Source organism: Klebsiella sp. LTGPAF-6F, assembly GCF_001753185.1.
Classification (GTDB): domain Bacteria; phylum Pseudomonadota; class Gammaproteobacteria; order Enterobacterales; family Enterobacteriaceae; genus Klebsiella; species Klebsiella michiganensis.
In genome coordinates this window covers 3,621,597-3,647,729 of sequence record NZ_CP017450.1, presented here as the reverse complement: position 1 = coordinate 3,647,729, position 26,133 = coordinate 3,621,597, and the positions used below count along the sequence as shown (strand labels likewise).

The 26,133-nt window shown below is 55.5% G+C and carries 22 protein-coding genes and 1 other RNA gene; 16 read left to right on the top strand and 7 right to left on the bottom strand.

Annotation, left to right across the window (positions count from 1 at the left end; genetic code table 11):
- The first annotated feature begins 4 nt into the window (after window positions 1–4).
- Together BJF97_RS17035 and selO are read left to right on the top strand one after the other, a co-directional pair.
- Window positions 5–469, top strand: a complete 465-nt coding sequence (locus BJF97_RS17035; RefSeq protein WP_004134084.1) for an NlpC/P60 family protein — start codon at window positions 5–7, stop codon at window positions 467–469.
- 161 nt (window positions 470–630) lie between these two features.
- Complete coding sequence (gene selO / locus BJF97_RS17030; RefSeq protein ID WP_032694067.1) at window positions 631–2,073, top strand: protein adenylyltransferase SelO; 1,443 nt, start codon at window positions 631–633, stop codon at window positions 2,071–2,073.
- A 34-nt stretch (window positions 2,074–2,107) separates the two neighbouring features.
- Here selO and hemP read toward each other — a convergent pair whose 3' ends face one another.
- The 3 genes from hemP to ppsR all read right to left on the bottom strand — a co-directional run bounded on the left by hemP (window position 2,108) and on the right by ppsR (window position 4,486).
- Complete coding sequence (gene hemP / locus BJF97_RS17025; protein WP_160741222.1) at window positions 2,108–2,287, bottom strand: hemin uptake protein HemP; 180 nt, start codon at window positions 2,285–2,287, stop codon at window positions 2,108–2,110.
- A 165-nt stretch (window positions 2,288–2,452) separates the two neighbouring features.
- Window positions 2,453–3,499, bottom strand: coding sequence for a 3-deoxy-7-phosphoheptulonate synthase AroH (gene aroH, locus BJF97_RS17020; RefSeq protein WP_014229723.1), 1,047 nt, complete (start codon window positions 3,497–3,499; stop codon window positions 2,453–2,455).
- A gap of 153 nt (window positions 3,500–3,652) precedes the next feature.
- Window positions 3,653–4,486 (bottom strand): posphoenolpyruvate synthetase regulatory kinase/phosphorylase PpsR, encoded by an 834-nt coding sequence (gene ppsR, locus BJF97_RS17015; protein ID WP_004851771.1) that lies wholly within the window; start codon window positions 4,484–4,486, stop codon window positions 3,653–3,655.
- Window positions 4,487–4,828: 342 nt separating this feature from the next.
- Between ppsR and ppsA the strand changes: the two genes are divergently transcribed.
- Window positions 4,829–7,207 carry a phosphoenolpyruvate synthase gene (ppsA, locus tag BJF97_RS17010; protein WP_014229722.1) on the top strand — a complete coding sequence of 793 codons (2,379 nt, stop codon included), beginning with the start codon at window positions 4,829–4,831 and terminating at the stop codon, window positions 7,205–7,207.
- A gap of 83 nt (window positions 7,208–7,290) precedes the next feature.
- On the opposite strand, the gene rprA is transcribed toward ppsA, so the two are convergent.
- Window positions 7,291–7,398, bottom strand: an RNA gene (gene rprA, locus BJF97_RS17005) — antisense sRNA RprA.
- A 212-nt stretch (window positions 7,399–7,610) separates the two neighbouring features.
- Entirely contained in the window at window positions 7,611–8,732 is a 1,122-nt protein-coding gene (ydiK, locus tag BJF97_RS17000; protein WP_032694066.1) for an AI-2E family transporter YdiK, read from the bottom strand.
- A gap of 203 nt (window positions 8,733–8,935) precedes the next feature.
- On the opposite strand from ydiK, the gene ydiJ reads away from it, so the two are divergent.
- The 3 genes from ydiJ (at window position 8,936) to BJF97_RS16985 (ending at window position 12,937) form a co-directional block, all read left to right on the top strand.
- Window positions 8,936–11,992, top strand: coding sequence for a D-2-hydroxyglutarate dehydrogenase YdiJ (gene ydiJ / locus BJF97_RS16995; RefSeq protein WP_014229720.1), 3,057 nt, complete (start codon window positions 8,936–8,938; stop codon window positions 11,990–11,992).
- A complete protein-coding gene (gene menI, locus BJF97_RS16990) occupies window positions 11,989–12,399 on the top strand; it encodes a 1,4-dihydroxy-2-naphthoyl-CoA hydrolase (protein ID WP_014229719.1) in 411 nt (136 codons plus the stop codon). The genes ydiJ and menI overlap by 4 nt, the downstream gene beginning before the upstream one ends.
- A 289-nt stretch (window positions 12,400–12,688) precedes the next feature.
- Window positions 12,689–12,937, top strand: a complete 249-nt coding sequence (locus tag BJF97_RS16985; RefSeq protein WP_004102935.1) for a GlsB/YeaQ/YmgE family stress response membrane protein — start codon at window positions 12,689–12,691, stop codon at window positions 12,935–12,937.
- A 533-nt stretch (window positions 12,938–13,470) separates the two neighbouring features.
- Here the strand turns inward: BJF97_RS16985 and BJF97_RS16980 are convergent.
- Entirely contained in the window at window positions 13,471–14,100 is a 630-nt protein-coding gene (locus tag BJF97_RS16980) for a helix-turn-helix domain-containing protein (RefSeq protein WP_032694065.1), read from the bottom strand.
- Between the two features lie 78 nt (window positions 14,101–14,178).
- Window positions 14,179–14,838: a winged helix-turn-helix transcriptional regulator gene (locus tag BJF97_RS16975; RefSeq protein WP_014229717.1), complete on the bottom strand. Its 660-nt coding sequence runs from the start codon at window positions 14,836–14,838 to the stop codon at window positions 14,179–14,181.
- Window positions 14,839–15,271: 433 nt separating this feature from the next.
- Here BJF97_RS16975 and BJF97_RS16970 point away from each other — a divergent pair, with 433 nt between their 5' ends.
- The 10 genes from BJF97_RS16970 (at window position 15,272) to sufS (ending at window position 26,133) form a co-directional block, all read left to right on the top strand.
- On the top strand, window positions 15,272–15,802 hold the full coding sequence (locus tag BJF97_RS16970; protein ID WP_014229716.1) for a fimbrial protein: 531 nt from the start codon (window positions 15,272–15,274) through the stop codon (window positions 15,800–15,802).
- A gap of 57 nt (window positions 15,803–15,859) precedes the next feature.
- Window positions 15,860–16,537, top strand: a complete 678-nt coding sequence (locus BJF97_RS16965; protein ID WP_032694064.1) for a fimbrial biogenesis chaperone — start codon at window positions 15,860–15,862, stop codon at window positions 16,535–16,537.
- A 43-nt stretch (window positions 16,538–16,580) separates the two neighbouring features.
- Window positions 16,581–19,118: a fimbria/pilus outer membrane usher protein gene (locus BJF97_RS16960; protein ID WP_032694063.1), complete on the top strand. Its 2,538-nt coding sequence runs from the start codon at window positions 16,581–16,583 to the stop codon at window positions 19,116–19,118.
- Between the two features lie 2 nt (window positions 19,119–19,120).
- A complete protein-coding gene (locus BJF97_RS16955) occupies window positions 19,121–20,068 on the top strand; it encodes a fimbrial protein (protein WP_014229713.1) in 948 nt (315 codons plus the stop codon).
- An 11-nt stretch (window positions 20,069–20,079) separates the two neighbouring features.
- Complete coding sequence (locus BJF97_RS16950; protein ID WP_032694062.1) at window positions 20,080–20,592, top strand: fimbrial protein; 513 nt, start codon at window positions 20,080–20,082, stop codon at window positions 20,590–20,592.
- A gap of 444 nt (window positions 20,593–21,036) precedes the next feature.
- Window positions 21,037–21,414, top strand: coding sequence for a Fe-S cluster assembly scaffold SufA (gene sufA, locus BJF97_RS16945; protein ID WP_004119171.1), 378 nt, complete (start codon window positions 21,037–21,039; stop codon window positions 21,412–21,414).
- A 2-nt stretch (window positions 21,415–21,416) separates the two neighbouring features.
- Window positions 21,417–22,904, top strand: coding sequence for a Fe-S cluster assembly protein SufB (sufB, locus tag BJF97_RS16940; RefSeq protein WP_014229711.1), 1,488 nt, complete (start codon window positions 21,417–21,419; stop codon window positions 22,902–22,904).
- 16 nt (window positions 22,905–22,920) lie between these two features.
- The gene (gene sufC, locus BJF97_RS16935; protein ID WP_004851743.1) at window positions 22,921–23,667 is read left to right on the top strand and encodes a Fe-S cluster assembly ATPase SufC; all 747 of its coding nucleotides are present in this window, start codon (window positions 22,921–22,923) and stop codon (window positions 23,665–23,667) included.
- Window positions 23,642–24,916 (top strand): Fe-S cluster assembly protein SufD, encoded by a 1,275-nt coding sequence (sufD, locus tag BJF97_RS16930; RefSeq protein WP_014229710.1) that lies wholly within the window; start codon window positions 23,642–23,644, stop codon window positions 24,914–24,916. Before sufC ends, sufD begins: the two co-directional genes overlap by 26 nt.
- Complete coding sequence (gene sufS, locus BJF97_RS16925; RefSeq protein WP_032694061.1) at window positions 24,913–26,133, top strand: cysteine desulfurase SufS; 1,221 nt, start codon at window positions 24,913–24,915, stop codon at window positions 26,131–26,133. Before sufD ends, sufS begins: the two co-directional genes overlap by 4 nt.

Sequence of the window (26,133 nt, the reverse complement as noted above, 5' to 3'; positions counted from 1 at the left end):
TGAGATGCGTTTTTGGCTCGTTTTGTGTGTTGCGTTATTTCTGGCGGGTTGTAGCAGCCATCGGGCGCCGCCGCCCAATCCACGGCTTGCTGATTCGATTACCGTTGTTGCTAACCTGAATGAGCAGCTAAGGAACTGGCGGGGTGCGCCGTATCGCTACGGCGGCATGTCGCCGCGCGGCGTTGATTGCTCCGGGTTTGTGCTGATGACCTTCCGCGATAAGTTCGCGTTGCAGCTGCCGCGCGAAACGCGTGAACAGGCGGAGATCGGCACGAAAATCGATAAGAGCGAACTGCTGCCTGGCGATCTGGTCTTCTTCAAGACCGGTTCCGGAGAGAGCGGTCTGCACGTCGGTATTTACGACACGGATAACCAGTTTATCCACGCCTCCACCAGCCAGGGCGTGACGCGCTCGTCGCTGGATAATGTCTACTGGCATAAAAAATTCTGGCAGGCGCGAAGGATCTAGCCTCGATACGTCAAAGCGTAGCGTGGCGTTTTCTTGCCCGGCGGCGGTAACGCCTTACCGGGCAGCGCCACAACGCTCGTCTTGTCTTTTATCGCAATAACCCATCCATTCCTCCGTGTTAATAATTTGTTGAAAGCACTACACTGAAGGCAGGAGGAACCATGACCCTGTCTTTTACTACCCACTGGCGTGATGAACTGCCGGATTTTTACACCGCTTTAACCCCTACGCCGCTGGAGAATGCGCGGCTTGTCTGGCACAACGCTCCGCTGGCGCGAACGCTGGGCGTTGACGCGTCGTTATTCAGCCCGCAGAAGGGCGCTGGCGTATGGGGCGGCGAAACGCTGCTGCCGGGAATGTCGCCGCTGGCGCAGGTTTACAGCGGCCACCAGTTCGGCGCCTGGGCCGGGCAGCTCGGCGACGGGCGCGGTATTCTGCTCGGCGAACAGCAGCTCGCTGATGGTCGTCGCTTTGACTGGCACCTTAAAGGCGCCGGGCTCACTCCCTATTCGCGAATGGGCGACGGGCGGGCGGTGCTGCGCTCGACGATCCGCGAGGCGCTGGCCTCGGAAGCGATGCATGCGTTGGGCATTCCCACCACCCGCGCGCTGGCGATAGTGGCCAGCGATACGCCGGTATACCGCGAAACCGTCGAGCGCGGGGCAATGCTGATGCGGCTGGCGGAAAGCCACGTTCGTTTCGGCCATTTTGAGCATTTTTACTACCGTCGCGAGCCTCTGAAAGTGCAGCAGCTGGCGGATTACGTGATTCGTCACCACTGGCCGCATCTGCAAAATGAAGCGGATAAGTACCTTCTGTGGTTTAGTGACGTTGTCACCCGAACCGCGGAGATGATTGGCTGCTGGCAAACGGTGGGCTTTGCCCACGGGGTGATGAATACCGACAATATGTCGATTCTCGGCCTGACGATGGACTACGGTCCGTACGGTTTCCTTGATGATTTCCAGCCTGGCTTTATCTGTAACCACTCCGATTATCAGGGGCGCTACAGCTTTGATAATCAGCCGGCGGTAGGGCTATGGAACCTGCAACGTCTGGCGCAGACGCTCTCGCCGTTTATCAGCGCTGAGGCGCTGAACGGCGCGCTGGATAGTTACCAGCAAGCGCTGCTGACGGCGTATGGCCGCCGCATGCGCGACAAGCTCGGATTGTTTACCCAGCAAAAAGGGGATAACGAGCTGCTGGACGGCCTGTTTGCGCTGATGGAACGCGAGGGCAGCGACTATACGCGGACCTTCCGGATGCTCAGCGCCAGCGAGCAGGAGAGCGCCGCCTCGCCGCTACGCGATGAGTTTATCGACCGCGAGACGTTCGATAGCTGGTTTACCGCTTACCGCGCGCGCCTGCGCGATGAACAGGTTGACGATGCGCAAAGGCAGGCGCGGATGCGCAGCGTGAACCCGGCGATCGTGCTGCGTAACTGGCTGGCTCAGCGGGCCATTGAACAGGCGGAGCAGGGGGATATGAGCGAACTGGAGCGCCTGCATAGCGCACTCTCTCACCCCTTTGCCGATCGGACGGATGAGTATATTCAGCGTCCACCGGACTGGGGAAGGCGTCTTGAAGTAAGCTGTTCCAGCTAACGTTCGTTATCCCTGCCTTTATCGGTGGGGATAATTATTTGGTCAGGATCAGCTTACCCGAATGGGTCTGACGCAGAAGGTAGCGCTGACCGCGATGTTCAATCACCACCCGTCCCTCGCTGCCTAATAATGTCCGGCTGCTTATCTCTTTGTCCGTCGGAACCGGATACGGGGCATTGTCTGTTGTTTTTTCTGCTGTGGCAGTGTTATCCATACGCGTCATAGCACTAAAAATAAAAATCAAGGCAACAATGATAATCATTATCAATAATGTTGTTTTTCACGCAAGCTTTATTTAGCGGAATACCAGATTTAGCAGGTGTCGGGCCGGTCGATGGCGGAAAATCGCTCCCCACCGCGCGTACGGTGGGGAGGGGAACTACAGGCGGGTGGCGGTGGCGGCGGCTAATTCATCCAGCAGCCGTTCGCTATCGTCCCAGCTCAGGCAGGGATCGGTAATCGATTGTCCCCAGGCCAGCGGCTGGCCCGCGACGACCTTCTGCGTGCCTTCCTGAAGGAAACTCTCGGCCATGATCCCGGCGATGGCGGTCGAGCCGGCGCGGATCTGCTGGCAGATGTCGGCGCAAACGTCCAGCTGGCGGCGGTGCTGTTTCTGGCAATTGCCGTGGCTAAAATCCACCACCAGCTGTTCCGGCAGGTCGAACTCCGCCAGCGCTTCCCCGGCGGCGGCGATATCGGCGGCGTGGTAATTCGGCTTTTTACCGCCGCGCATAATGATATGGCCGTACGGATTGCCGCTGGTCTGGTAGATGGTCATCTGTCCCTGCTTATCCGGCGACAGGAACATATGGCTGGCGCGGGAAGCGCGGATCGCATCAACGGCGATACGGGTATTGCCATCGGTACCGTTCTTAAAGCCTACCGGGCACGAGAGCGCCGAGGCCATTTCGCGGTGGATCTGGCTCTCGGTCGTACGCGCGCCGATAGCGCCCCAGCTTATCAGGTCGGCAATAAACTGCCCGGTCACCATATCGAGAAACTCGGTGGCGGTCGGTACGCCCAGTTCATTGACCTGCAGCAGCAGGCTACGCGCCAGCTCAAGGCCGTGATTCACCCGATAGCTGCCGTTCAGGTCGGGGTCGGAGATCAGCCCCTTCCAGCCAACCACCGTGCGCGGCTTCTCAAAATAGGTACGCATCACGATTTCCAGCTGCGGCTGGTAACGTTCGCGCATACCCTGCAGGCGGCGCGCATACTCCATCGCCGCATCAATATCATGAATGGAACAGGGACCGATCACCACCAGCAGGCGGCGATCTTCACCGTTGAGGATTTTCTCGATTCGGCGGCGTGAGGCGGAAACGTGTGCGGCAACGTCGGCAGACACTGGATGCCGCTGAGCCAGTTCCGCAGGCGTTACCAGGCTTTCAATGCGCGCGGTACGCAATTCGTCTGTTTTATTCATTGGGGTCTCAAAATCTGTTTCTTCCGCGGCGAAAATGCCGGGAAGTGATGCGCATCACGATAAACCAATCCCCGCTTATTGCAAGAGCAGGGCATGATCCTGTATAGGGCTCAGGTGATAGCATAAACAAATTTTTAATAATGTACTAGCGTGTTAGTACATTCTGCGGCTTAACCCCATAATATCCATGATTTTGGTGGCGATCTCTTCCACGGAATAGTTGGTGCTGTTCAGGCAAGGTATTTTGTTTTTGCGGTAAAGCGCCTCGACTTCGGTCACTTCCATCCGGCACTGGCGCATGGAAGCATAGCGGCTGTTTTCCCGCCGCTCTTCGCGGATGGCCGCCAGGCGCTCCGGATTGATCGTTAAGCCGAAGAGTTTGTGCTGTAGCGGCTTAAGCGAAGCCGGAAGAATCAGATTGTCCATATCATCGGCGATAAACGGGTAGTTGGCGGCGCGGATACCGTACTGCATCGCCAGATACAGGCTGGTGGGGGTTTTCCCGCAGCGCGAAACGCCGAGGAGGATCACCTGGGCCTGATCGAGATTACGCAGAGAAATTCCGTCATCGTGGGCAAGGGTGTAGTCGATAGCGGCGATACGCGCGTCGTATTTGTTCAGGTTACCGGGCGTCAGGCCGTGGGTGCGGTGAGCGATTGGCGTCGGATCGAGGCGCAGCTCCTGCTGCAGGGGGGCCACCAGCGCCTGGACGATATCCTGACAAAAGCCTTCGCTTTGTAGGATGATGTCGCGAATTTCCGGCAGCACGATGGAGTAGAACACCAGCGGTCGAATGCCGGTCTGCTGGAAAATCGCGTCAATTTGCTCCTTCACGGCGCGCGCGCGGCTAATATTTTCGACAAACGGCAGGGTTACGCTGCTGGTGGCGACCGGGAATTGCGACATGACCGCATGACCCAGAACTTCCGCTGTAATAGCGGTACCGTCGGAAATATAAAATACGTGGCGATCTACAGCACTTTCCATTTTGACCATCCGGTATAATGAGTTTAATTGTCTGAAAGCTGATATTAAATTTAAGCATAACGCTCCAGGCTTTGTCTCATATTTAAAAAATGAAACGCTATTTTTATTTTTAATGAAAAGGTGAGTTCATTTTTCGCAACTGCGTATCTTTTGTATCAAATTTCATCAGATTTCTGAAGAATCATTAGCTTAGCTATATCTGGCAAAGAATCCTAAAAACGAAAAAATAATTTGCTTGAACGATTCACCGTTTCTTTCAGCTGGATAAATATGTCAGGATAAATCTCGTAGTCGATCGTGAATTATTTATCACTGGTATTAAATCACAAAAGGATTGTCTCGATGTCCAACAATGGCTCGTCACCGCTGGTGCTTTGGTATAACCAACTCGGCATGAATGATGTAGACAGGGTTGGGGGCAAAAATGCCTCCCTTGGTGAAATGATTACAAATCTGTCGGGTATGGGCGTGTCCGTACCGAACGGGTTTGCCACCACCGCTGATGCCTTTAATCAGTTTTTGGACCAAAGCGGTGTTAACCAGCGCATTTATGAACTGCTGGATGAAACCGACATTGACGACGTTTCCGCATTAGCGAAAGCGGGCGCACAGATCCGTCAGTGGATCATTGATACGCCGTTCCAGAGCGAACTGGAAAATGCGATTCGCGATGCCTATACCCAGCTGTCCGCCGATGACGCTGAGGCCTCCTTTGCCGTGCGCTCCTCCGCGACGGCGGAAGATATGCCGGACGCCTCCTTCGCCGGTCAGCAGGAGACATTCCTTAACGTGCAGGGCTTTGACGCCGTGCTCGTCGCGGTGAAGCACGTGTTTGCTTCGCTGTTTAACGATCGCGCCATTTCCTACCGCGTGCATCAAGGGTACGATCACCGCGGGGTGGCGCTCTCCGCCGGGGTGCAGAGGATGGTGCGCTCCGATCTGGCCTCGTCCGGCGTGATGTTCTCCATCGATACCGAATCCGGTTTTGATCAGGTGGTGTTTATCACCTCCGCCTGGGGGCTCGGCGAGATGGTGGTGCAGGGGGCGGTGAACCCCGATGAGTTCTACGTCCATAAACCCACGCTGGAAGCGGGCCGGCCGGCAATCGTACGCCGCACTATGGGGTCGAAAAAGATCCGCATGGTTTACGCCCCTACCCAGGAGCACGGCAAGCAGGTGCGTATCGAAGACGTGCCGCAGGCGCAGCGCGACGTCTTCTCGTTAACCGATGCGGAAGTGCAGGAGCTGGCGCAGCAAGCGGTTCAAATCGAGAAGCACTACAACCGTCCGATGGATATCGAATGGGCGAAAGACGGCCATACCGGTAAGCTGTTTATCGTGCAGGCGCGTCCGGAGACCGTCCGTTCCCGCGGCCAGGTGATGGAGCGCTATACCCTCCATGCGCAAGGACAGATTATTTCGGAAGGGCGCGCGATCGGCCATCGTATCGGCGCGGGTCCGGTGAAGGTCATTCACGATATCAGCGAAATGAACCGCATCGAGCCCGGCGACGTGCTGGTGACCGACATGACTGACCCGGACTGGGAGCCGATCATGAAAAAGGCGGCGGCGATCGTCACCAACCGCGGCGGGCGTACCTGTCATGCGGCGATTATCGCGCGTGAGCTGGGGATCCCGGCGGTAGTGGGCTGCGGTAACGCCACCGATCGCATCCAGGAAAACCAGAATGTGACCGTCTCCTGCGCCGAGGGCGATACCGGCTACGTGTATGCCGAAATCCTCGACTTCAGCGTCAAGAGCTCCACCGTTGGCGATATGCCGGATCTGCCGCTGAAGATCATGATGAACGTCGGTAACCCGGACCGCGCCTTCGACTTTGCCTGCCTGCCGAACGAAGGCGTGGGCCTGGCGCGTCTGGAGTTCATTATCAACCGTATGATTGGCGTCCACCCACGCGCGCTGCTGGAGTTCGACGATCAGGAGCCGGGGCTGCAGAATGAAATCCGCGAGCTGATGAAAGGCTACGACTCGCCGAAAGAGTTCTACGTCGGTCGCCTGACCGAAGGGATCTCCACCCTTGGCGCGGCATTTTTCCCGAAACGGGTGATTGTGCGTCTTTCCGACTTTAAGTCTAACGAATACGCCAACCTGGTCGGCGGCGAACGTTATGAGCCGGAAGAAGAGAACCCGATGCTGGGCTTCCGCGGGGCCGGCCGCTATGTGTCAGAAAGCTTCCGCGACTGCTTCGCGCTGGAGTGTGAAGCGGTTAAGCGGGTGCGTAACGACATGGGCCTGACCAACGTCGAAATCATGGTGCCGTTTGTCCGGACCGTCGCGCAGGCAAAAGCGGTGGTTGAAGAGCTGGAACGCCAGGGCCTCAAGCGCGGCGAAAACGGCCTGAAGCTGATTATGATGTGTGAAATCCCATCGAATGCGCTGCTGGCTGAACAGTTCCTCGAATACTTCGACGGCTTCTCTATTGGTTCTAACGACATGACGCAGCTGGCGCTGGGGCTGGATCGCGACTCCGGCGTGGTCTCCGAGCTGTTCGATGAGCGTAACGACGCGGTGAAAGCGCTGCTGTCGATGGCCATCCGCGCGGCGAAGAAGCAGGGCAAGTACGTCGGTATCTGCGGACAGGGTCCGTCTGACCACGAAGATTTTGCCGCCTGGCTGATGGAAGAGGGGATCGATAGCCTTTCCCTGAACCCGGACACGGTCGTGCAAACCTGGCTCGGCCTGGCGGAGCTGAATAAGTAAGTTCTCGCAAAAACAGGCAACTGGATACTCCCCGTCAGCTCAGCAGTGGCGGGGATTTTTTGTTTTTGGGGAACAGAAAACGGACAAAAAAAAGCCCATCGTGGGAGATGGGCAAAGACTACACACAGCAATTCGTTGTTTCACTCAGGGGATTTCCATGCTTATAAATCAATGCGTTGATTTATAACCGTGAGCTAATACTAGGCACTGAGGCTTTTTGCGTCGATCGGATTCCTCTCAATAGTTAAATTAAGGTAAAGAATCTGCGAAGCAAATGCGGTTAGCAGGCAGCGGGTGGTGGAATGACGTGAAAGATAGATTAGGATTTCTTAAGCTTTAAGGCTGTCGTGCCCGACATTGATAGGGACAGAGGGGCAAAAGGCGGGTTTCCCCGCCTTTTCACTTACTTATCCTGGGTGGCTCGGGTATTGAGCTCGCTCAGCTCCTCAAGCACCAGGTCGGGGTCCCTCGGCGGCGGCGGCGCTTCGTTAACCCACGCATCGTACAGTCGCCAGGAGACCGCCAGCAGCACAGGACCGATAAACAGCCCAATCATGCCGAACGCCACCAGGCCGCCGATAACGCCGGAAAGGATCAGAATCATCGGCAGGTCGGCGCCCATACGAATCAACAGCGGACGGATAAAGTTATCCATGGTGCCGACAACGCAGCTCCAGACCAGCAGTACGGTGCCCCATGTGGTATCACCGCTCCAGTACAGCCAGATAATTGACGGTACCAGAACCAGCAAAGGCCCCAGCTGCACAAGGCAGGTAAAGATCATCACCACGGTGAGCAGCGCGGCGTAAGGCACGCCGCTGACCGCAAGGCCAATACCGCCAAGCACCGCCTGGGCCAGGGCGGTGACGACCACCCCCAGCGCCACGGCGCGAATCGCCTGGCCCGCGAGGATCACCGCCGCATCGCCGCGTTTGGCCGCCAGACGGGTGGCAAAGTGGCGGAACCCATAGGCAACCTGTTCGCCACGCCAGTACAGCAGGGCGCTAAACAGCAGCATGAGTCCGCAGTAGACCAGCAGCTTGCCGATGTGCGCCGCCTGGCCAACAAACCATGTGGTGGTGGTGCCGAGATAGGGGCGAATTTTGACCATAATCGCCGTTCCCCCCATCTCCAGTAAATTGTGCCAGCCGGTATACAGCTTATCGCCAATCAGCGGAACGCTATTTAGCCACGCCAGATCCGGCGGCGTAAAGTTACCGCTGGTAATCACTTTTATTAATGGCGTGCTGTTATCCACCAGGCTGTTGACCAGCAGCGCAATAGGGATAACGAACAGTAAAAAGAGCAGCAGCGTCATCACCAGCACCGCCAGCGCGCGCTTGCCGAATAGCAGGCGCTGCAGGCGCAAAAGCACCGGCCAGGTGGCGATAACCACGGTACCGGCCCAGGCAAATGACAGGATAAATGGCTGAACGACCCACAGGCAGGAAATAATAATCAGGGACAAAAACAGCACCGACAGCAGAACTTGCGGTATGTCCCGGGGCTGATTGGGGTTAATCATGATAAAGTTTTACCTTTGCAGTCGCGTCACAAGGCTGACGCAGCGTAATTCCATGTACTGATAATAATATCAATATCTTCGCGCGCCTGATTTTGCCCTTAATTCTGGCGGGCGCATATGAAAAAAATGTGATAAAAAGTTGTGTGCACTACGCAAACGTTTAATCACTTACAACACAACATAGTCAGGCAGGGTCGAGCGTCATGATCCCACAGATTTCTCAAGCGCCAGGTGTCGTTCAGCTGGTGCTGAATTTTTTGCAGGTACTGGAGCAACAAGGTTTTACCGGCGATACCGCCACCAGCTACGCCGACAGGCTAACGATGGCGACTGATAACAGTGTATATCAACTGTTGCCGGATGCGATTTTATTCCCCCGCTCCACGGCAGACGTCGCTCTGCTGGCAAGACTGGCGGCGGAAGAACGTTTTAAATCACTGATCTTTACCCCGCGCGGGGGCGGTACCGGCACCAACGGGCAGGCGCTCAACGCCGGGATCATCGTCGATATGTCCCGCTATATGAACCGCATTATTGAAATCAACCCCGAAGAAGGGTGGGTGCGGGTGGAAGCCGGGGTCATTAAAGATCAGCTCAATCAGTTCCTTAAACCGTACGGCTACTTTTTTGCGCCGGAACTGTCGACCAGCAACCGCGCCACGCTTGGCGGGATGATCAACACCGATGCTTCCGGGCAGGGCTCGCTGGTCTATGGGAAAACCTCCGATCACGTGCTCGGCGTGCGCTCGGTGCTGATCGGCGGCGACATTCTGGATACGCAGCCGATTCCGGCGGCGCTGGCGGAAACGCTGGGCGCAGAACAGTCGGCGATCGGGCGTATTTACCGCACGGTCTATCAGCGCTGTAAAGCGCAGCGGCAGCTGGTTATCGATAAATTCCCCAAACTTAACCGCTTCCTGACGGGCTACGATTTACGCCACGTCTTTAATGACGAGATGAGCGAATTCGATCTGACCCGCATCCTGACCGGTTCAGAAGGGACGCTGGCGTTTATTACCGAAGCGCGGCTGGATATTACCCGCTTACCGAAAGTACGCCGCCTGGTTAACGTTAAATACGATTCCTTTAACTCCGCGCTGCGTAACGCGCCGTTTATGGTGGAGGCCAGGGCGCTTTCGGTCGAAACCGTTGACTCAAAAGTGCTTAATCTGGCGCGGGAAGATATTGTCTGGCATTCGGTCAGCGAGCTCATTACCGACGTTGCGGATAAAGAGATGCTGGGGCTGAATATCGTTGAGTTCGCCGGTGATGACGCCGAACTGATCGACGGCCAGGTGACAACCCTGTGCCAGCGCCTGGATGAGCTGATGGCGCGCGGCGAAGCGGGCGTTATCGGCTGGCAGGTTTGCCACGATCTGGACGGCGTTGAGCGCATCTACGCGATGCGGAAAAAAGCCGTCGGCCTGCTGGGGAATGCCAAAGGAGCCGCTAAACCGATACCCTTCGCCGAAGATACCTGCGTGCCGCCGGAGCATCTGGCCGACTATATTGTGGAATTTCGCGCGCTGCTTGACGGTCATGGCCTGAGCTACGGCATGTTTGGCCATGTGGATGCCGGCGTGCTGCACGTGCGTCCGGCGCTGGATATGTGCGATCCGCAGCAAGAGATGCTGATGAAGCGCATCTCCGATGACGTCGTAGCCTTAACCGCTAAGTATGGCGGCCTTCTGTGGGGGGAACACGGGAAAGGCTTCCGCGCCGAATATAGCCCGGCGTTCTTTGGGGCAGAACTGTTTGGCGAGCTGCGCAAGATTAAAGCCGCGTTTGACCCGGATAACCGTCTGAATCCCGGTAAAATATGCCCGCCGGAAGGCGTGGATGCGCCGATGATGAAGGTGGATGCGGTTAAGCGCGGGACCTTCGATCGGCAGATCCCCATTGCCGTGCGCAGCTCGTGGCGCGGCGCGATGGAGTGTAATGGCAACGGTCTGTGCTTCAACTTTGATGCCAAAAGCCCGATGTGTCCGTCGATGAAGGTCAGCAACCACCGTATTCACTCGCCGAAGGGGCGGGCCACGCTGGTGCGAGAATGGCTGCGCCTGCTGGCGGATCGCGGCATCGACCCCAATCAGCTGGAAAAAGATCTGCCGGAAAAACGCGCCAGCCTGCGTACCCTGGTGGAGCGCACCCGCAATAGCTGGCACGCGCGTAAGGGAGAGTACGATTTCTCGCATGAGGTCAAGGAGGCGATGTCCGGCTGTCTGGCCTGTAAAGCCTGCTCGACCCAGTGTCCGATTAAGATCGACGTTCCGGAGTTCCGGTCGCGTTTCCTCCAGCTTTACCACAGCCGCTACCTGCGGCCGGTCCGCGATCATCTGGTGGCGGCGGTTGAATCCTACGCGCCGCTGATGGCGCATGCGCCGAAGACGTTCAACTTCTTTATTAATCAGCCGTGGATGCGCAAGCTGTCGGAAAAGCATATCGGTATGGTCGATCTCCCGCTGCTCTCCGTCCCGTCGCTGAAGCAGCAGATGGTCGGCCATCGTTCGGCGAATACCACGCTGGAGCAGCTGGAAGCGCTGAGCGCAGAGCAGAAAGCTAAAAGGGTGCTGGTGGTTCAGGATCCGTTTACCAGCTATTACGATGCGCAGGTGGTTGCCGATTTTGTTCAACTGGTCGAAAAGCTAGGCTACCAGCCGGTGCTGCTGCCGTTTTCGCCAAACGGTAAAGCCCAGCATATTAAGGGCTTCCTGACGCGATTCGCGCGCACCGCGCAGAAAACCGCCGATTTCCTGAACCGGGTGGCCCAGCTCGGCATGCCGATGGTGGGGGTCGATCCGGCGCTGGTGCTCTGCTATCGCGATGAATACAACCAGGTGCTCGGCGACAAGCGCGGCGATTTCCGCGTGATGCTGGTGCATGAGTGGCTGCCGCAGGCGCTGTCGGCAACCGCTGCGCAGGAGCAGGGCGGCGAGTCGTGGTATCTGTTTGGCCACTGTACCGAGGTCACGGCGCTTCCCGCTTCCACCAAACAGTGGGCGGATATCTTCGCGCGTTTTGGCGCGAAGCTGGAAAACGTTAACGTGGGCTGCTGCGGCATGGCCGGTACCTACGGCCATGAAGTGAAGAATCACGCCAACTCGCTGGCTATCTACGCGCTCTCCTGGCAGCAGGCGATGCAGCGCCTGCCGCGTAATCGCTGCCTGGTCACCGGCTACTCCTGTCGTAGCCAGGTGAAGCGTATTGAAGGCAGCGGCGTACGCCATCCGCTGCAGGCGCTACTGGAGATTATGGGATGATTTGGAAACGTCAGAGCACCCTGGAACAGCTGAACGCCATGGGCGACGGGAATATGGTCGGCCTGCTGGATATTCGCTTCGAGGCCCTTACCGATGACGCCATCGAGGCCACCATGCCGGTAGATAGCCGCACCCATCAGCCGTTTGGGCTGCTGCACGGCGGCGCGTCGGTGGTATTAGCGGAAACCTTAGGCTCGGTGGCCGGCTATCTGTGTAGCGAAGGCGAGCAGAAGGTGGTGGGGCTGGAGGTCAATGCTAACCATATCCGTTCGGTGCGCAGCGGTAGGGTTCGCGGCGTGTGCCGCGCGCTGCACGTCGGCTCCCGTCACCAGGTGTGGCAAATCGACATCTTTGATGAACAGGGGCGCCTTTGCTGTTCGTCGCGGCTGACGACCGCAGTCATCTAAGTTAGCAAGGAGGGAAATGTCCCTCCTTGCTGCTTTTGTATTCCGCTTTCAGTTTCACTTTTAATAAGAAAAATCCTGGTTTATCGCTGCCTCTCCCGAGGTTTTAATTATCCGCGACGCGATACTTCCGCTTGCTGATTATTTGTCCGGTACGCGTTCAGGGCGTAGACCATTATCCCCGCGCTGACAAGTTATATATGCTAAATATAATTTTATGAAACATCATTAATATTTATGCTAATCTTTCTATACCAGATATTTACAAGGTAACAAGAGGACGGAGCTAGCTATGGGTATCATTTCATGGATCATTTTTGGGCTTATTGCCGGTATTTTAGCCAAGTGGATTATGCCGGGGAAAGACGGCGGCGGATTTATCGTTACCGTAATTCTGGGTGTCATCGGTGCAGTTGTCGGGGGTTGGATTAGTACTTTCTTCGGCTTTGGCCGTGTAGACGGTTTTAATTTCGGCAGCTTTGTCGTGGCGGTGATCGGTGCGCTGGTTGTCCTGTTTATCTACAGGAAGATCAGGAGCTAATTCGCTCTTCGCACCAGCAATGCCATAAAGTGAAGAGGCTGCCACCATCGTTGGCAGCCTTTTTAATATTCGCGCCATGCCCGACAGGGCAATATTGCCTCTCTCAACGCTTATCCCGGAATACGCTGGCAGGTCAGGCCGCGCGGGGGAACGGTACGATTTCGATTTGGATCGGGTTCGTAGCGAATAGACTGGCCTGTCCGGCGACGGCGAGGCGTACTGATTTTACGGGGGAAGAGGTTAATCGAGCAACACGCTAATAATTAACAACACGACCATACACATCGACATGACATCTGTTTCTATATCCATAATTCAGTACTACACAGGTTCCCGAACGGTCGCCAGGGCGACATTGCGTAAAAGATGAAGGAAATTTAGCAGCGCATTCTACATGAGCCAGTCAGCAGTGAATAAATCTTTATTTCTGTGAAATGACAATACTTATAATGAAAACGCATAGAATTTGTTGCATGAATGCATTTCGGCGCGCAGGCCGGATCGCGAGAGGGCCGAAAGCCCTATCCGCATAATCAGTACTTAGCAGGAAGTTTGTTGATTTTTATGAGTTTCCCCTCTTCCATTTCGATGAAACCACCGGTCTTCAGAGCCGCCAGAATGCGCATTACGCCGCTGCGGGAAAGCCGGGTTTTCTCTCTGATATATCTTTCAGCCGTCACGCTGTAGCGATAACCCTCCTCTTCCTCCATGAGCTTGATCAGCTGCTGGCGAATCATCTCGTACGCCGTTGGCGTGCCCTGGGGCATAACGTTATGATAGAGGCGGTTATAGACAAACATCAGCTGTTTGGAGAGCAGTCCCCATAGCGCCTTCTCTTTAATGATTTCCTCGACGCGACGGGTCGTGAGTACGCCAATCTGGCACGGCGTGACGGTTTTAAAATAGTCATCAAAGTAAATGTCCGTCAGGTTAGCGAGGCCGAAAAGGGCGGGACTGAGCGCCGTGGAAAGCATCATGTTGTCACTTTTTCGGTATATCGCTATCGTCCCCTCCAGAAGGAGGTAACACATCCCTTGACCGTTAACCTGAAGATCAAACTGCTCGCCGCGGCCCGTTCGGTACGTCGTGCAGTAGGGCTGCAAATGAGAAATAAATTCCTGTGCGTAAGGGGAGCCGCGGAAGGGTTGATTTGCAGATGACATAGTCAGAAAATCCTGAAGGAGATCGGACTTATTATAACCTCGCGCGTATCTCTTGCCACTCCGAAGATACATGAACAATCAATACTTTCGCGGCAGGTGGTGGATGTCAATCAGCACTCCGCGCTCCATGGTAATGTATTTACCCGTTCTTAGCTCCGCCAGGATGCGCATAACGCCGCTGCGGGAAAGATAGGTGCGACTTTTGATATAGGCCGCCGCGGTGATATTTTGCCGGATAGCTTCGGGCTCTTGCATTAATTCAACAAGTTGAAAACGGATGATATCATAGGCTGACATTTGCGATATCTGGGCGCAGTGCTCATAAACCCGCGATGCGGTATAGATCAGAAGCTTTGAAAAATGCTCCCATAAATTCTGTTGGGCCACCACGCGATTAAACGTTTCCAGCGAAACGGCCGCAATTTCTGACGTTTCCAGTACCCTGACGTAAAGACGTTCAGAGGAAAACTGGCTACATACGCCGAGAAGAAAAGGCGATGACTCTGAGTTTAAAACAATCCCGTCTCCGCGACGATGCAGAGCAACGCTGCCCTGGATAAGTAAAAAACACTGACGAATGTCATTATCGTAATAATGAACGATCTCCCCTTTCGATACTATACGTCTCTCGGCGTACGGCAGGATATTATCAATTAATTTCTCAATGTGCTTAAAGGGTTTTATCTCAAGTACTTCTGCTGGCTCGCTGCCGAGTTCAGGAATAATTCGCGTGTTCATAAGATACCTCACTAACTTATGCGATCGTTTTTTGATCGATGTTGGGAATTATCTTAAAAAACAGCATGTCAGGGAATATTGGCGTCTGGTCTAATAATAGACCCGGGGGGGTTATGGTTATAATTTATTGATTTTGTTAGTTTTGCTTCCCGGGTCCAAAAGTAGACCGGGGTCCGAGTGATTAAGTAATATCTTAATTTAAATGTTTTATTTTTGTTAATTCTGAGTCTACATTTAGACCGCGAAATAGATTGTGCGCTGAAAAAATGTTGTATAAATTTTGTCTCGTCGGCAGGGGTAATCCGGTTTTAATAAAATGAAGCAGTGGTGTGATATATACCATTGATTCCCGGCAATATATTAAAGTAATGGCAAAATGCGTTTATTAAATATTTTGCCAGAATGTACATAAAGTAAAACAGGATGTGTCGTTATGAAAAAGAAAATTGTTATTGCGATTCTTGCAGCAGGTTCTGCATTATCTATGACTCAGGCTTTCGCAGCAGCGGGTACCGTTAACTTTAATGGCAATATTTTGGATGCCGCCTGCGACATCGATGTCGCCTCTCAGAACCAGGTGGTTGTTTTAGGCGATTATTATAAAACTGAATTTCCGGTAGCTGGTTCGAGAACCGCCGCGACGAAATTCGATATTATTTTGAAGAACTGTCCGGTGACGGTTACCAATGCCAAAGTCCGCTTTGATGGCACGCCCGATCCAGACAATTCCAACCTGCTGGCCATTGACTCGTCGGTTGTCGGAGCCGCAACCGGTGTTGCCATTAATCTGATGACGGCGGATAAAGCCGACCTGCCTCTGCACGGTAGCAACGGTTATAGCTACATACTCAGCAGCACCGCCGATAATACGCTGAATTTCTATGCGCAGTATATGTCGACCGCTGCGACGGTAGTCGCCGGTCCAGCTAACTCGGTCGCGAACTTCTCAGTGGTTTACAACTAAGTTTCTGCAGTAATCAGTAGGGGGCCGGCCCGGCCCCTTTGTTTTAAGAGGTATAAAATGCGTTTTATCAGAACAATTAGCCTGGCGATAACAATGTTAACGCTGGTGCAGGCAAGCGCTACTGCCGGGGTGATTATCGGCGGCACGCGGATCATTTTCGATGGTGCAAAAAAAGAAGCGTCAATCAGCGTTAATAATCCTGATGCGACACCTTATTTAATTCAGTCATGGATAGATGATCAAGACGTTGGTTCTGGTAAAGCGCCTTTTATTATTACGCCGCCGATGTATCGCCTCGACAGCGGACAAAAAAATATTGAGCGAATTGTCGCGACAGGTTCACTGCCTCAGGCCAAAGAAAGTTTATTCTGGATAAATATTAAAGCGATTCCCTCGGCATCAAAGCAGATGAACTCCCTGCAAATTGCCGTAAAAACGCGCATCAAGCTAATTTACCGTCCCGTTACGCTTCGCGCCTCAACGCCGGAGGAACAGGCGAATAAACTCACCTGGCAAAGAAGCGGCAATGAACTTCAGGTTAATAACCCAACGCCTTACGTCATTAATTTCAATGAAATTACCGTGGGCGGAAAAATGCTTGCCCAGGTGACCTACGTCATGCCGGGTTCGACCACCCGATTCCGCATGCCGGACGGGGCCTCCGGCAATGCCCTGACATTTAAAATTATTAATGACTACGGCAGCCCCGGTCCGTCACATCAAGCCAGTTTGTAATCCCAGAGTAAATGGCAAGCCCAGCGTTAAATAGGTAATAGCGATGACAATAAAAAATAATAAGTTGCGACCTGCTCGTCTGGCTACGCTTATCGCCATAGCGTTAACCGGTTTCTCTCCGGAACTGTATGCCAGTGATTCGTTTAATACGGCACTGGTAGAGTTAGATAATCCCGGCGTGGGCAAAGCGGATTTATCGGCTTTTGAATCGGGCTCTCAGGCGCCGGGAACATACCATGTGGATATTATTCTTGATGACCAGTTAATGGACACCCGGGATATTCCTTTTTCGATGGCAAAAAACGGGGGTGGTAATGAGGTATTACAGCCCTGTCTGAGCGTGGAACAATTAAAACAGTGGGGAGTGAAAACCGAACTTTTTCCCCAGCTGTCGGTAGAAAATAGTGATTGCGCCAATCTCCAGGCTATTCCGCAAGCCAGCGCTGATTTTCAGTTTGGCGCCCAGCGGCTGGTTATCAGTATTCCCCAGGCGGCGATCGACCTGCCGGCCAGGGGCTATGTACCGCCGGAAATGTGGGATGAGGGGATTACTGCGGCATTGCTCAATTACAGCCTGAGCGGAGCGAACACTCGGGCGAAAACGGGCCAGGGCGGCAGAAGCGACAGCCAGTATGCGAACCTGCGTCCGGGGATCAATATCGGACCCTGGCGTTTTCGCAACTATACCACCTGGTCACGGGAGTCCTCCGGCCAGGATAAATGGGATACCGTTTATACCTATGCGCAGCGGGCCATTATTCCTCTGAAAGCCCAGCTTACCGTTGGCGACAGCTCTGCGCCTGCCGACGTGTTCGACAGTATGCCGTTTCGCGGCGGCCAGTTGGCATCCGATGACGACATGCTGCCGGATTCTCTTAAGGGTTATGCGCCCGTGGTACGCGGCATTGCCCGAACCAATGCGCAGGTCGTGGTGCGCCAGAACGGCTACCAGATCTACCAAAGCTACGTTGCGCCGGGCGCCTTTGAAATCACGGATATGTATCCTACCGGTGGGGCAGGCGATCTCGACGTGACGATTAAAGAAGCCGATGGCAGCGAACAGCACTTCACGCTGCCCTACGCCTCGCTGCCGGTACTGCAGCGGGAAGGCCGATTCAAATATGCCATCACCGGCGGGCAGTATCGTTCATATAACAGCAGCGTGGATAAAACCCTTTTCGGGCAGGCTACCGCCATTTATGGCCTGCGTCATGGCTTTACCCTCTATGGCGGCCTGCAGGAGTCAAGCAAATATCAGTCGCTGGCATTCGGCGTGGGTAAAAATATGGGGGCGTTAGGCGCTATCTCCACGGATGTCACGCAGGCCTGGTCAACGCCGGATAAAACGGAAAAATCGCGCGGCCAATCCTGGCGAGCGCGATACAGCAAAAACTTCATCGATACCGGGACCAACTTTTCCATTGCGGGATACCGCTATTCCACCAGCGGCTATTACGGGATGCAGGAAGTTCTGGACTCATATGGAGACAGCAGAGCGCTGCAGGACCGCAGGCGTAACCGCGCGGAGCTGACGATGAGCCAGACGCTGAGCCGCGAACTGGGATCGCTAACCCTCAGCGCGGCGAGGGAAGATTACTGGAACTCCGCCAGGTCGATGGCTTCCTGGAGCGTCGGATACAACAACTACTGGCGCAATATCAGCTACGGCCTGACCTGGACATACAGCAAAAATGGTAGCGCGACGTCAAACGACAGCGCGAATAACAGCGCCCACGACCAGCTGCTGGCGTTTAACGTCAGCGTACCGTTGGATAAATTCCTCCCGCAAACGTGGGCCAGCTATGGCATGAACGCCAGCAAGAATGGTGGAACGACGCATAATATCGGCATGAACGGCGTCGCGCTGGAGAACAACTCGCTGAACTGGAACGTCCAGCAGGGTTACGGTACGGATGGCGTGGGTTACACCGGCAATATGAACGGTGACTATAAAGGGACGTACGGCGAAGTGACGGCGGGGTATAGCTACGACAAAAACAGCGAGCGTCTTAATTATGGTCTGCAGGGGGGCGTTATCGCCCACGCCGATGGCATCACGCTTTCCCAACCGCTCGGTGAAACCAATGCCCTGATAAAAGCCCCCGGCGCACACGGCGTGAATATTCGCAACCAACCCGGCGCGCGCACGGACTACCGGGGATATACGGTCGTCAGCAATATTTCCGTCTATCGAAAAAACGACCTGACGCTCGATCCGCAAAATATGCCTGAGGACGTAGAGCTGGAGATAAACACCGACACGGTTACCCCGACGCGAGGTGCGGTGGTGCGCGCCGATTATCTTTCCAAAGTGGGGCGCAGGGTCCTGATGACCTTAACCGACAATAACCGCTTCGTACCGTTCGGGGCGGTGGTGACGCTTGCGGATGATAATAAGAGCAGCTTTATCGTTGGCGATCGCGGCCAGGTTTTTTTAAGCGGAATGCGCGAGCAGGGGGCAATCATCGTCACGTGGGGCCGCGAGTCCAGCCAACAGTGCCGTGCTGATTTCAGCCTGCCGAAACAATCAACCTACGCTGGAATAACAGAAGTTAGCGCCAGTTGTCACCAGGAACGTTAAACATGAGATTGATTTACTCTGTTATTTTGCTCGGCTTGATAGCCGGATGGAATAACGCGCGTGCCGGAACCTGCACCACCATTACCCCGCAGATCTCCACTCTGTCCGTGGGAACGATTACCGTACCGCGTGATGCGCCGGTCGGGACCGTTATTTTTTCTCAGAATGCGACGAAAACCACCTCCTATTTAACCGGTTGTACTAATCCGTTAATGCTTGGATTCAGCATGCGGTATCTTGGTGGGAATCCGAGCAGCTACGGTAATCATGTTTACACCACCAATGTCGATGGTATCGGTATTCGCTTCTCTTCCGGGAATTACTTTGAAAACCCAAGCAATACATTTTCCTATGAGGCGCAGGCCTCATACGTGGAGTGGTGGGGCGGCAGAATTGAGCTCGTGGTTACCGGCCAGGTGTCATCAGGCGCATTAACGCCGGGAACGATCGGGGTGGTGACGCTCCAGGGCAGCGACGGCGTCTACCGCGATGGCCTGACCACAACACTCACCGATGGGACAATCAACGCGCTGGCCTGCAGTATCACTACGCCTCAGTTGAACTTCATCATTGGCGATATTCCCGCTTCAACGTTCGGCTCGACGGTAGGCACCACGCCCGCTGGCGCGCAGAATACGCAAAATCTGGGGTTAAGCTGCAACGCCGGCACCAATATCACCGTTTCGCTGAGCGGCGTACAAAATCCCGACAGCGCCAATACCAGCGTAATGGCATTAACGGGGCAGGGCAGCGCCGGTACGGCAAAGGGCGTTGGCGTGCAGCTTTTATATAATGGCGCGCCGTTGGCCATCAATAGCCCGTTGTTATTAAAACGGTCATCGGGCGGGCAAGAAACGCTGCCGTTGACGGCCCGTTATTATCAGACCTTAACTTCCGTTGAATCCGGCTCGGCAAATGCGACCGCCACGCTTAATTTGACGTACCAGTAACGGGTGAAAAAATGAAAATACGCCATAAAAAATTGCTTATTCTGACGTTGCTGTGCTGGAACGTTTTTTCTGCCGACAGCGTGACGATGGGGGTGACGGGAAATATTGTCGCCTCGCCCTGTATATTCAATGGGGGAAACAGCAACCTCGATGTCAATCTGGGCGATATTCAGGCAACCAACATGGCCACGCCCGGGTCATCCTCCGACCCTGTGGCCTTTAACCTGCTGTTTACCAACTGTCCGGCGGGAACGCGCAGCGTAACGGCCTCCTTCACCGGTACCCCCGATCCGCTTGCCGGTCCTGACTATTATCTGAATAGCGGTACGGCCACCAACGTGGCGGTAGCGATGAGTGAAGTGGGCAGCGGCGCGCTTAAGGGAACGGGTTCCAGCATCACCCACAATATCGCGGCTGACAGAACCGCAACCCTGGCTATGCAGGCCTCGGTAAAATCGGTGTCAGGCGGTGCGACGCCCGGAACCATTAGTGCCGTTGTGGTCATGACGCTGCAGTACAATTAAACGGGCATCCGTTTAGCGATACGCGGTAGCGCCTTGATCGCCGCCATGGCGCTGCCCTTTTAATTTTCGTGGTTATTGCGGTCTTTTTGCCTCATGACCGGGAAAGATAACGTCCGCCATTTCTCCTTTTTACCCGCAGTACGCGGTTGTGACTCTTTTGCCCTTCACGGCGGGTTCTGTGCAACGCAAATTCGCTATCTCAAAAATAGGTATTTCCGATGCATATTTTAACTTTCCTGCAATTTCTACCTTTCTGGCACTGAAATGCATTATTAATCAATGGATTGAACAATTTATTCCATCTCCGATATCTCTTCTGTCAGGGTCTATGCTTATAAAAAGCACTGAATGGGGAAATACCCCTTCTCTGCATGGGTTGAAGTGATAATCATTATCACTAACATAGCGATATGGCCCGATGGCGTCAACCTATGAGGTAGAGCGATGAATTCACATGCAGGAACTTTCAATCCCGAAGATTTTAGCTGGCGTGGGCTGGTCATGACCCCAGCCGCCGCCGCCCATATTCGCGATCTGGTCCGCAAACAGCCGGATATGCAGGGGCTGCGGCTTGGCGTTAAAACCAGCGGCTGCGCCGGCTTTGGCTACGTTCTCGAGCTAATTGCTGAACCGGCGAAAGACGATCTGTTATTTGAGCGCGATGGCGCGAAGCTGTGGGCGCCGCTGCAGGCGATGCCGTTTATCGATGGCACCGAGCTCGATTACGTTCGCGAAGGCTTAAATCAAATCTTCAAATTTCATAACCCTAAAGCCCAGCACGAATGCGGCTGCGGCGAAAGTTTTGGCGTTCAGGCGGAGTAACTATGTCTCGTAATACTGAAGCAACTGACGATGTCAAAACCTGGAGCGGCGGGCCACTCAACTATAAAGAGGGCTTTTTCACTCAGCTACGGACCGATGAGCTGGCGAAAGGCATAAATGAAGAGGTGGTCAGGGCGATTTCTGCGCGCCGCAATGAGCCAGAATGGATGCTGGAGTTTCGTCTGAACGCGTTTAAGGCCTGGCAGGCGATGGAAGAGCCGCACTGGCTGAAGGCGCACTACGACAAGCTGAACTATCAGGATTACAGCTATTATTCAGCGCCCTCCTGCGGCAACTGCGATGACGCCTGCGCCTCTGAGCCCGGCGCGCTGCAGCAAACGGGGTCCAGCGCGTTTCTGACCAGCGAAGTCGAAGAGGCGTTTAACCTTCTCGGCGTGCCGGTGCGGGAAGGACGGGAAGTGGCCGTCGACGCCATTTTTGACTCGGTTTCGGTGGCGACCACCTATCGCGAAAAGCTGGCGGAACAGGGGATTATTTTCTGTTCCTTCGGCGAAGCGATCCACGATCACCCGGAACTGGTGAAGAAATACCTCGGCACCGTGGTGCCGGGCAACGACAACTTCTTTGCCGCCCTCAACGCGGCGGTGGCGTCCGACGGCACCTTTATCTATGTGCCCAAAGGCGTACGCTGCCCGATGGAGCTGTCGACCTATTTCCGCATCAACGCGGAAAAAACCGGCCAGTTCGAACGCACCATTCTGGTCGCCGACGAAGGCAGCTACGTGAGCTATATCGAAGGCTGTTCGGCGCCGGTACGCGATAGCTACCAGCTGCACGCGGCGGTGGTCGAGGTGATTATTCATAAAGACGCCGAGGTGAAGTACTCCACGGTGCAAAACTGGTTCCCCGGCGACAACAATACCGGCGGGATCCTCAACTTCGTCACCAAGCGCGCCCTGTGCGAAGGCGAGAACAGCAAAATGTCGTGGACCCAGTCGGAAACCGGCTCGGCGATCACCTGGAAGTATCCGAGCTGCATTCTGCGCGGGGATAACTCCATAGGCGAGTTCTTCTCGGTGGCGCTGACCAGCGGCCATCAGCAGGCGGACACCGGCACCAAGATGATCCATATCGGCAAAAACACCCGTTCGACGATTATCTCGAAGGGCATTTCCGCCGGCCACAGCCAGAACAGCTATCGCGGTCTGGTCAAAATCATGCCGACGGCGACCAACGCGCGCAACTTCACCCAGTGTGACTCCATGCTGATTGGCCCGGACAGCGGGGCGCATACCTTCCCGTACGTGGAATGCCGCAACAACAGCGCGCAGCTGGAGCACGAAGCGACCACCTCCCGTATCGGCGAAGATCAGCTGTTCTACTGCCTGCAGCGCGGAATCAGCGAAGACGATGCGATTTCGATGATCGTCAACGGTTTCTGTAAAGACGTCTTCTCAGAGCTGCCGCTGGAGTTTGCCGTAGAAGCGCAAAAATTACTGGCAATTAGCCTTGAACACAGCGTCGGCTGATAACAAAGGAAATAAGATGTTAAGTATAAAAAATTTGCAGGTCGCCGTTGAAGACAAAGCGATCCTGCGCGGGCTGGATCTGGAGGTTCGCCCCGGCGAAGTGCACGCCATTATGGGCCCGAACGGCTCCGGGAAAAGTACGCTCTCCGCTACGCTGGCCGGACGTGAAGACTATGAAGTGACCGGCGGCAGCGTGGCGTTTAAAGGCAAAGATTTACTGGAACTCTCCCCTGAAGATCGCGCCGGTGAAGGCATCTTCATGGCCTTCCAGTATCCGGTGGAAATTCCCGGCGTCAGCAATCAGTTTTTCCTGCAAACCGCGCTCAACGCCGTGCGCAGCTATCGTGGCCAGGAACAGCTTGACCGTTTTGACTTCCAGGACCTGATGGAAGACAAAATTAAGCTGCTGAAGATGCCGGAGGATCTGCTGACCCGCTCGGTTAACGTCGGCTTCTCCGGCGGCGAGAAAAAGCGCAACGATATCCTGCAGATGGCGGTGCTGGAACCGGAGCTGTGCATCCTGGACGAGTCCGATTCCGGGCTGGATATCGACGCGCTGAAGATTGTCTCTGACGGCGTCAACTCCCTGCGCGATGGCAAGCGCTCTTTTATTATCGTCACCCACTATCAGCGCATTCTCGATTATATCAAGCCGGATTACGTCCACGTGCTGTACCAGGGGCGAATCGTCAAATCCGGCGATTTTACTCTGGTCAAACAACTGGAGGAGCAGGGCTATGGCTGGCTTACCGAACAGCAGTAACGCGCTGCAGCAGTGGCACCATCTGTTTGAGTCCCAAAGCGGGCAGCGCAGCCCGCAGGCGCATCAGCACCTGCAACAGCTGCTGCGCCTGGGGTTGCCAACGCGTAAACACGAAAACTGGAAATATACCCCGCTGGACGCGCTACTGAATCAGACCTTTGTCGCCGCTCAGCCGCAGACGCTGACGGCGGCCCGGCGCGACGAACTGGCGCTACCGGTAGAGGCATGGCGGCTGGTGTTTGTCGACGGTCAGTTTAGCGCGAGCCTGAGCGACGATCTGGCCGCCAGCGGCTATGAAGTGCAGGTGGATAACGAGCGTCAGCAGCTGCCTGACGCCGTTCAGCCCGAAGTGTTTCTGCATTTGACCGAAAGCCTGGCGACCACCGTTACCCATATTCGGGTCAGGCGCAACCAGCGCCCGGATAAACCGCTGCTGATTATGCACCTGACGCGCGGGCTGGCGAGCGATGAAATGAACACCGCCCACTATCGCCACCATCTGGCGCTGGAGAGCGGCGCGCAGGCGACCATCATCGAACACTATCTGAGCCTTAACGATGAGCGCCACTTTACCGGCGCAAGGCTGACGATGACCGTGGCGGATAACGCCCACCTGCAGCATATCAAGCTGGCGTTTGAGAACGCGCAAAGCTACCACTTTGCCCATAACGACCTGGCGCTCGGGCGCGACGCCTCCGCTTTCAGCAGCAGTTTTCTGCTCGGTAGCTCGGTGCTGCGCCACCACACCAGCACGCAGCTGAAGGGGGAAAACAGCACCCTGCGGATTAACTCGCTGGCGATGCCGGTCAACGGCGAAGTCTGCGACAGTCGCACCTGGCTCGATCATCAGGTCGGGTACTGTAACAGCCGCCAGCTGCATAAAACCATCGTCAACGATAAAGGGCGGGCGGTGTTTAATGGCCTGATTAACGTCGCGCAGCATGCGATCAAAACCGACGGCCAGATGACCAACAACAACCTGCTGCTGGGCCGCTTATCCGAAGTGGATACCAAACCGCAGCTGGAGATTTACGCTGACGACGTGAAGTGCAGCCACGGCGCGACCATCGGGCGTATTGATGACGAACAGCTGTTTTATCTGCGCTCGCGCGGCATTACGCAGCAGGCGGCGCAGCAGATGATTCTTTACGCCTTTGCCGCCGAGCTCACGGAAGCGATCGACGATGAGGCGCTCAGGCAGCAGATACTGGCGCGTATTGGCCAGCGTTTGCCGGGAGGTAAGGCATGACATTTTCTGTGGAACGCGTGCGCGCGGATTTCCCGCTTCTCAATCGCGAGGTTAATGGCCAGCCGCTGGCCTACCTCGACAGCGCCGCCAGCGCGCAGAAGCCGGAAGCGGTGATTAACGCCGAGGCGGAATTTTACCGCCACGGCTATGCCGCGGTGCATCGCGGCATTCATACCCTCAGCGCGGAAGCCACGGCGAGCATGGAGCAGGTGCGCCAGCGGGCGGCGACATTCCTCAACGCCCGCTCGGCGGAGGAACTGGTGTTTGTTCGCGGCACCACGGAAGGCATTAACCTCGTGGCGAACAGCTGGGGAAACGCCAACGTCGGCGCGGGCGACAACATCATCGTCAGCGCGATGGAGCATCACGCCAATATCGTGCCGTGGCAGATGCTGTGCGCCAGAGTGGGGGCGCAGCTGCGGGTGATCCCGCTGAACCAGGACGGTACGCTGCAGCTGGATGCGATCCCCGGCCTGTTTGACGAGCGCACCCGCCTGCTGGCCATTACCCAGGTATCGAACGTGCTGGGAACCGAAAATCCCATCGCTGCTCTGACGGCGTTGGCCCATCAGCACGGCGCCAAAGTGCTGGTGGACGGCGCGCAGGCGGTGATGCACCATCCGGTGGACGTGCAGGCGCTGGAGTGCGACTTTTACGCCTTCTCCGCCCACAAGCTGTACGGTCCCACCGGCATCGGCGTGCTCTACGTCAAGCAGGACATTTTGCAGGAGATGGCGCCGTGGGAAGGGGGCGGGTCGATGATCGCCACGGTCAGCCTGACGGAAGGCACGACCTGGGCAAAAGCGCCGTGGCGCTTCGAGGCGGGAACGCCGAATACCGGCGGCATCATCGGGCTGGGCGCGGCGCTGGATTACGTCAGCGCGCTGGGGCTGACGCACATCGCGGAATATGAACAGACCCTGATGCGCTACGCGCTGCAGGCGCTGGAGAACGTGGCGGATTTAACCCTTTACGGCCCGCAAGATCGCCTGGGAGCGATCGCCTTTAATCTCGGCAAACATCATGCTTATGATGTCGGCAGCTTCCTCGATAACTACGGTATTGCGGTGCGGACCGGGCACCACTGCGCCATGCCGCTGATGGCGTTCTACGGCGTGCCGGCCATGTGCCGGGCATCGCTGGCGATGTACAATACGACGGAGGAGGTGGACCGACTGGTGGCGGGGCTACAGCGGATCCACAAATTATTAAGCTAA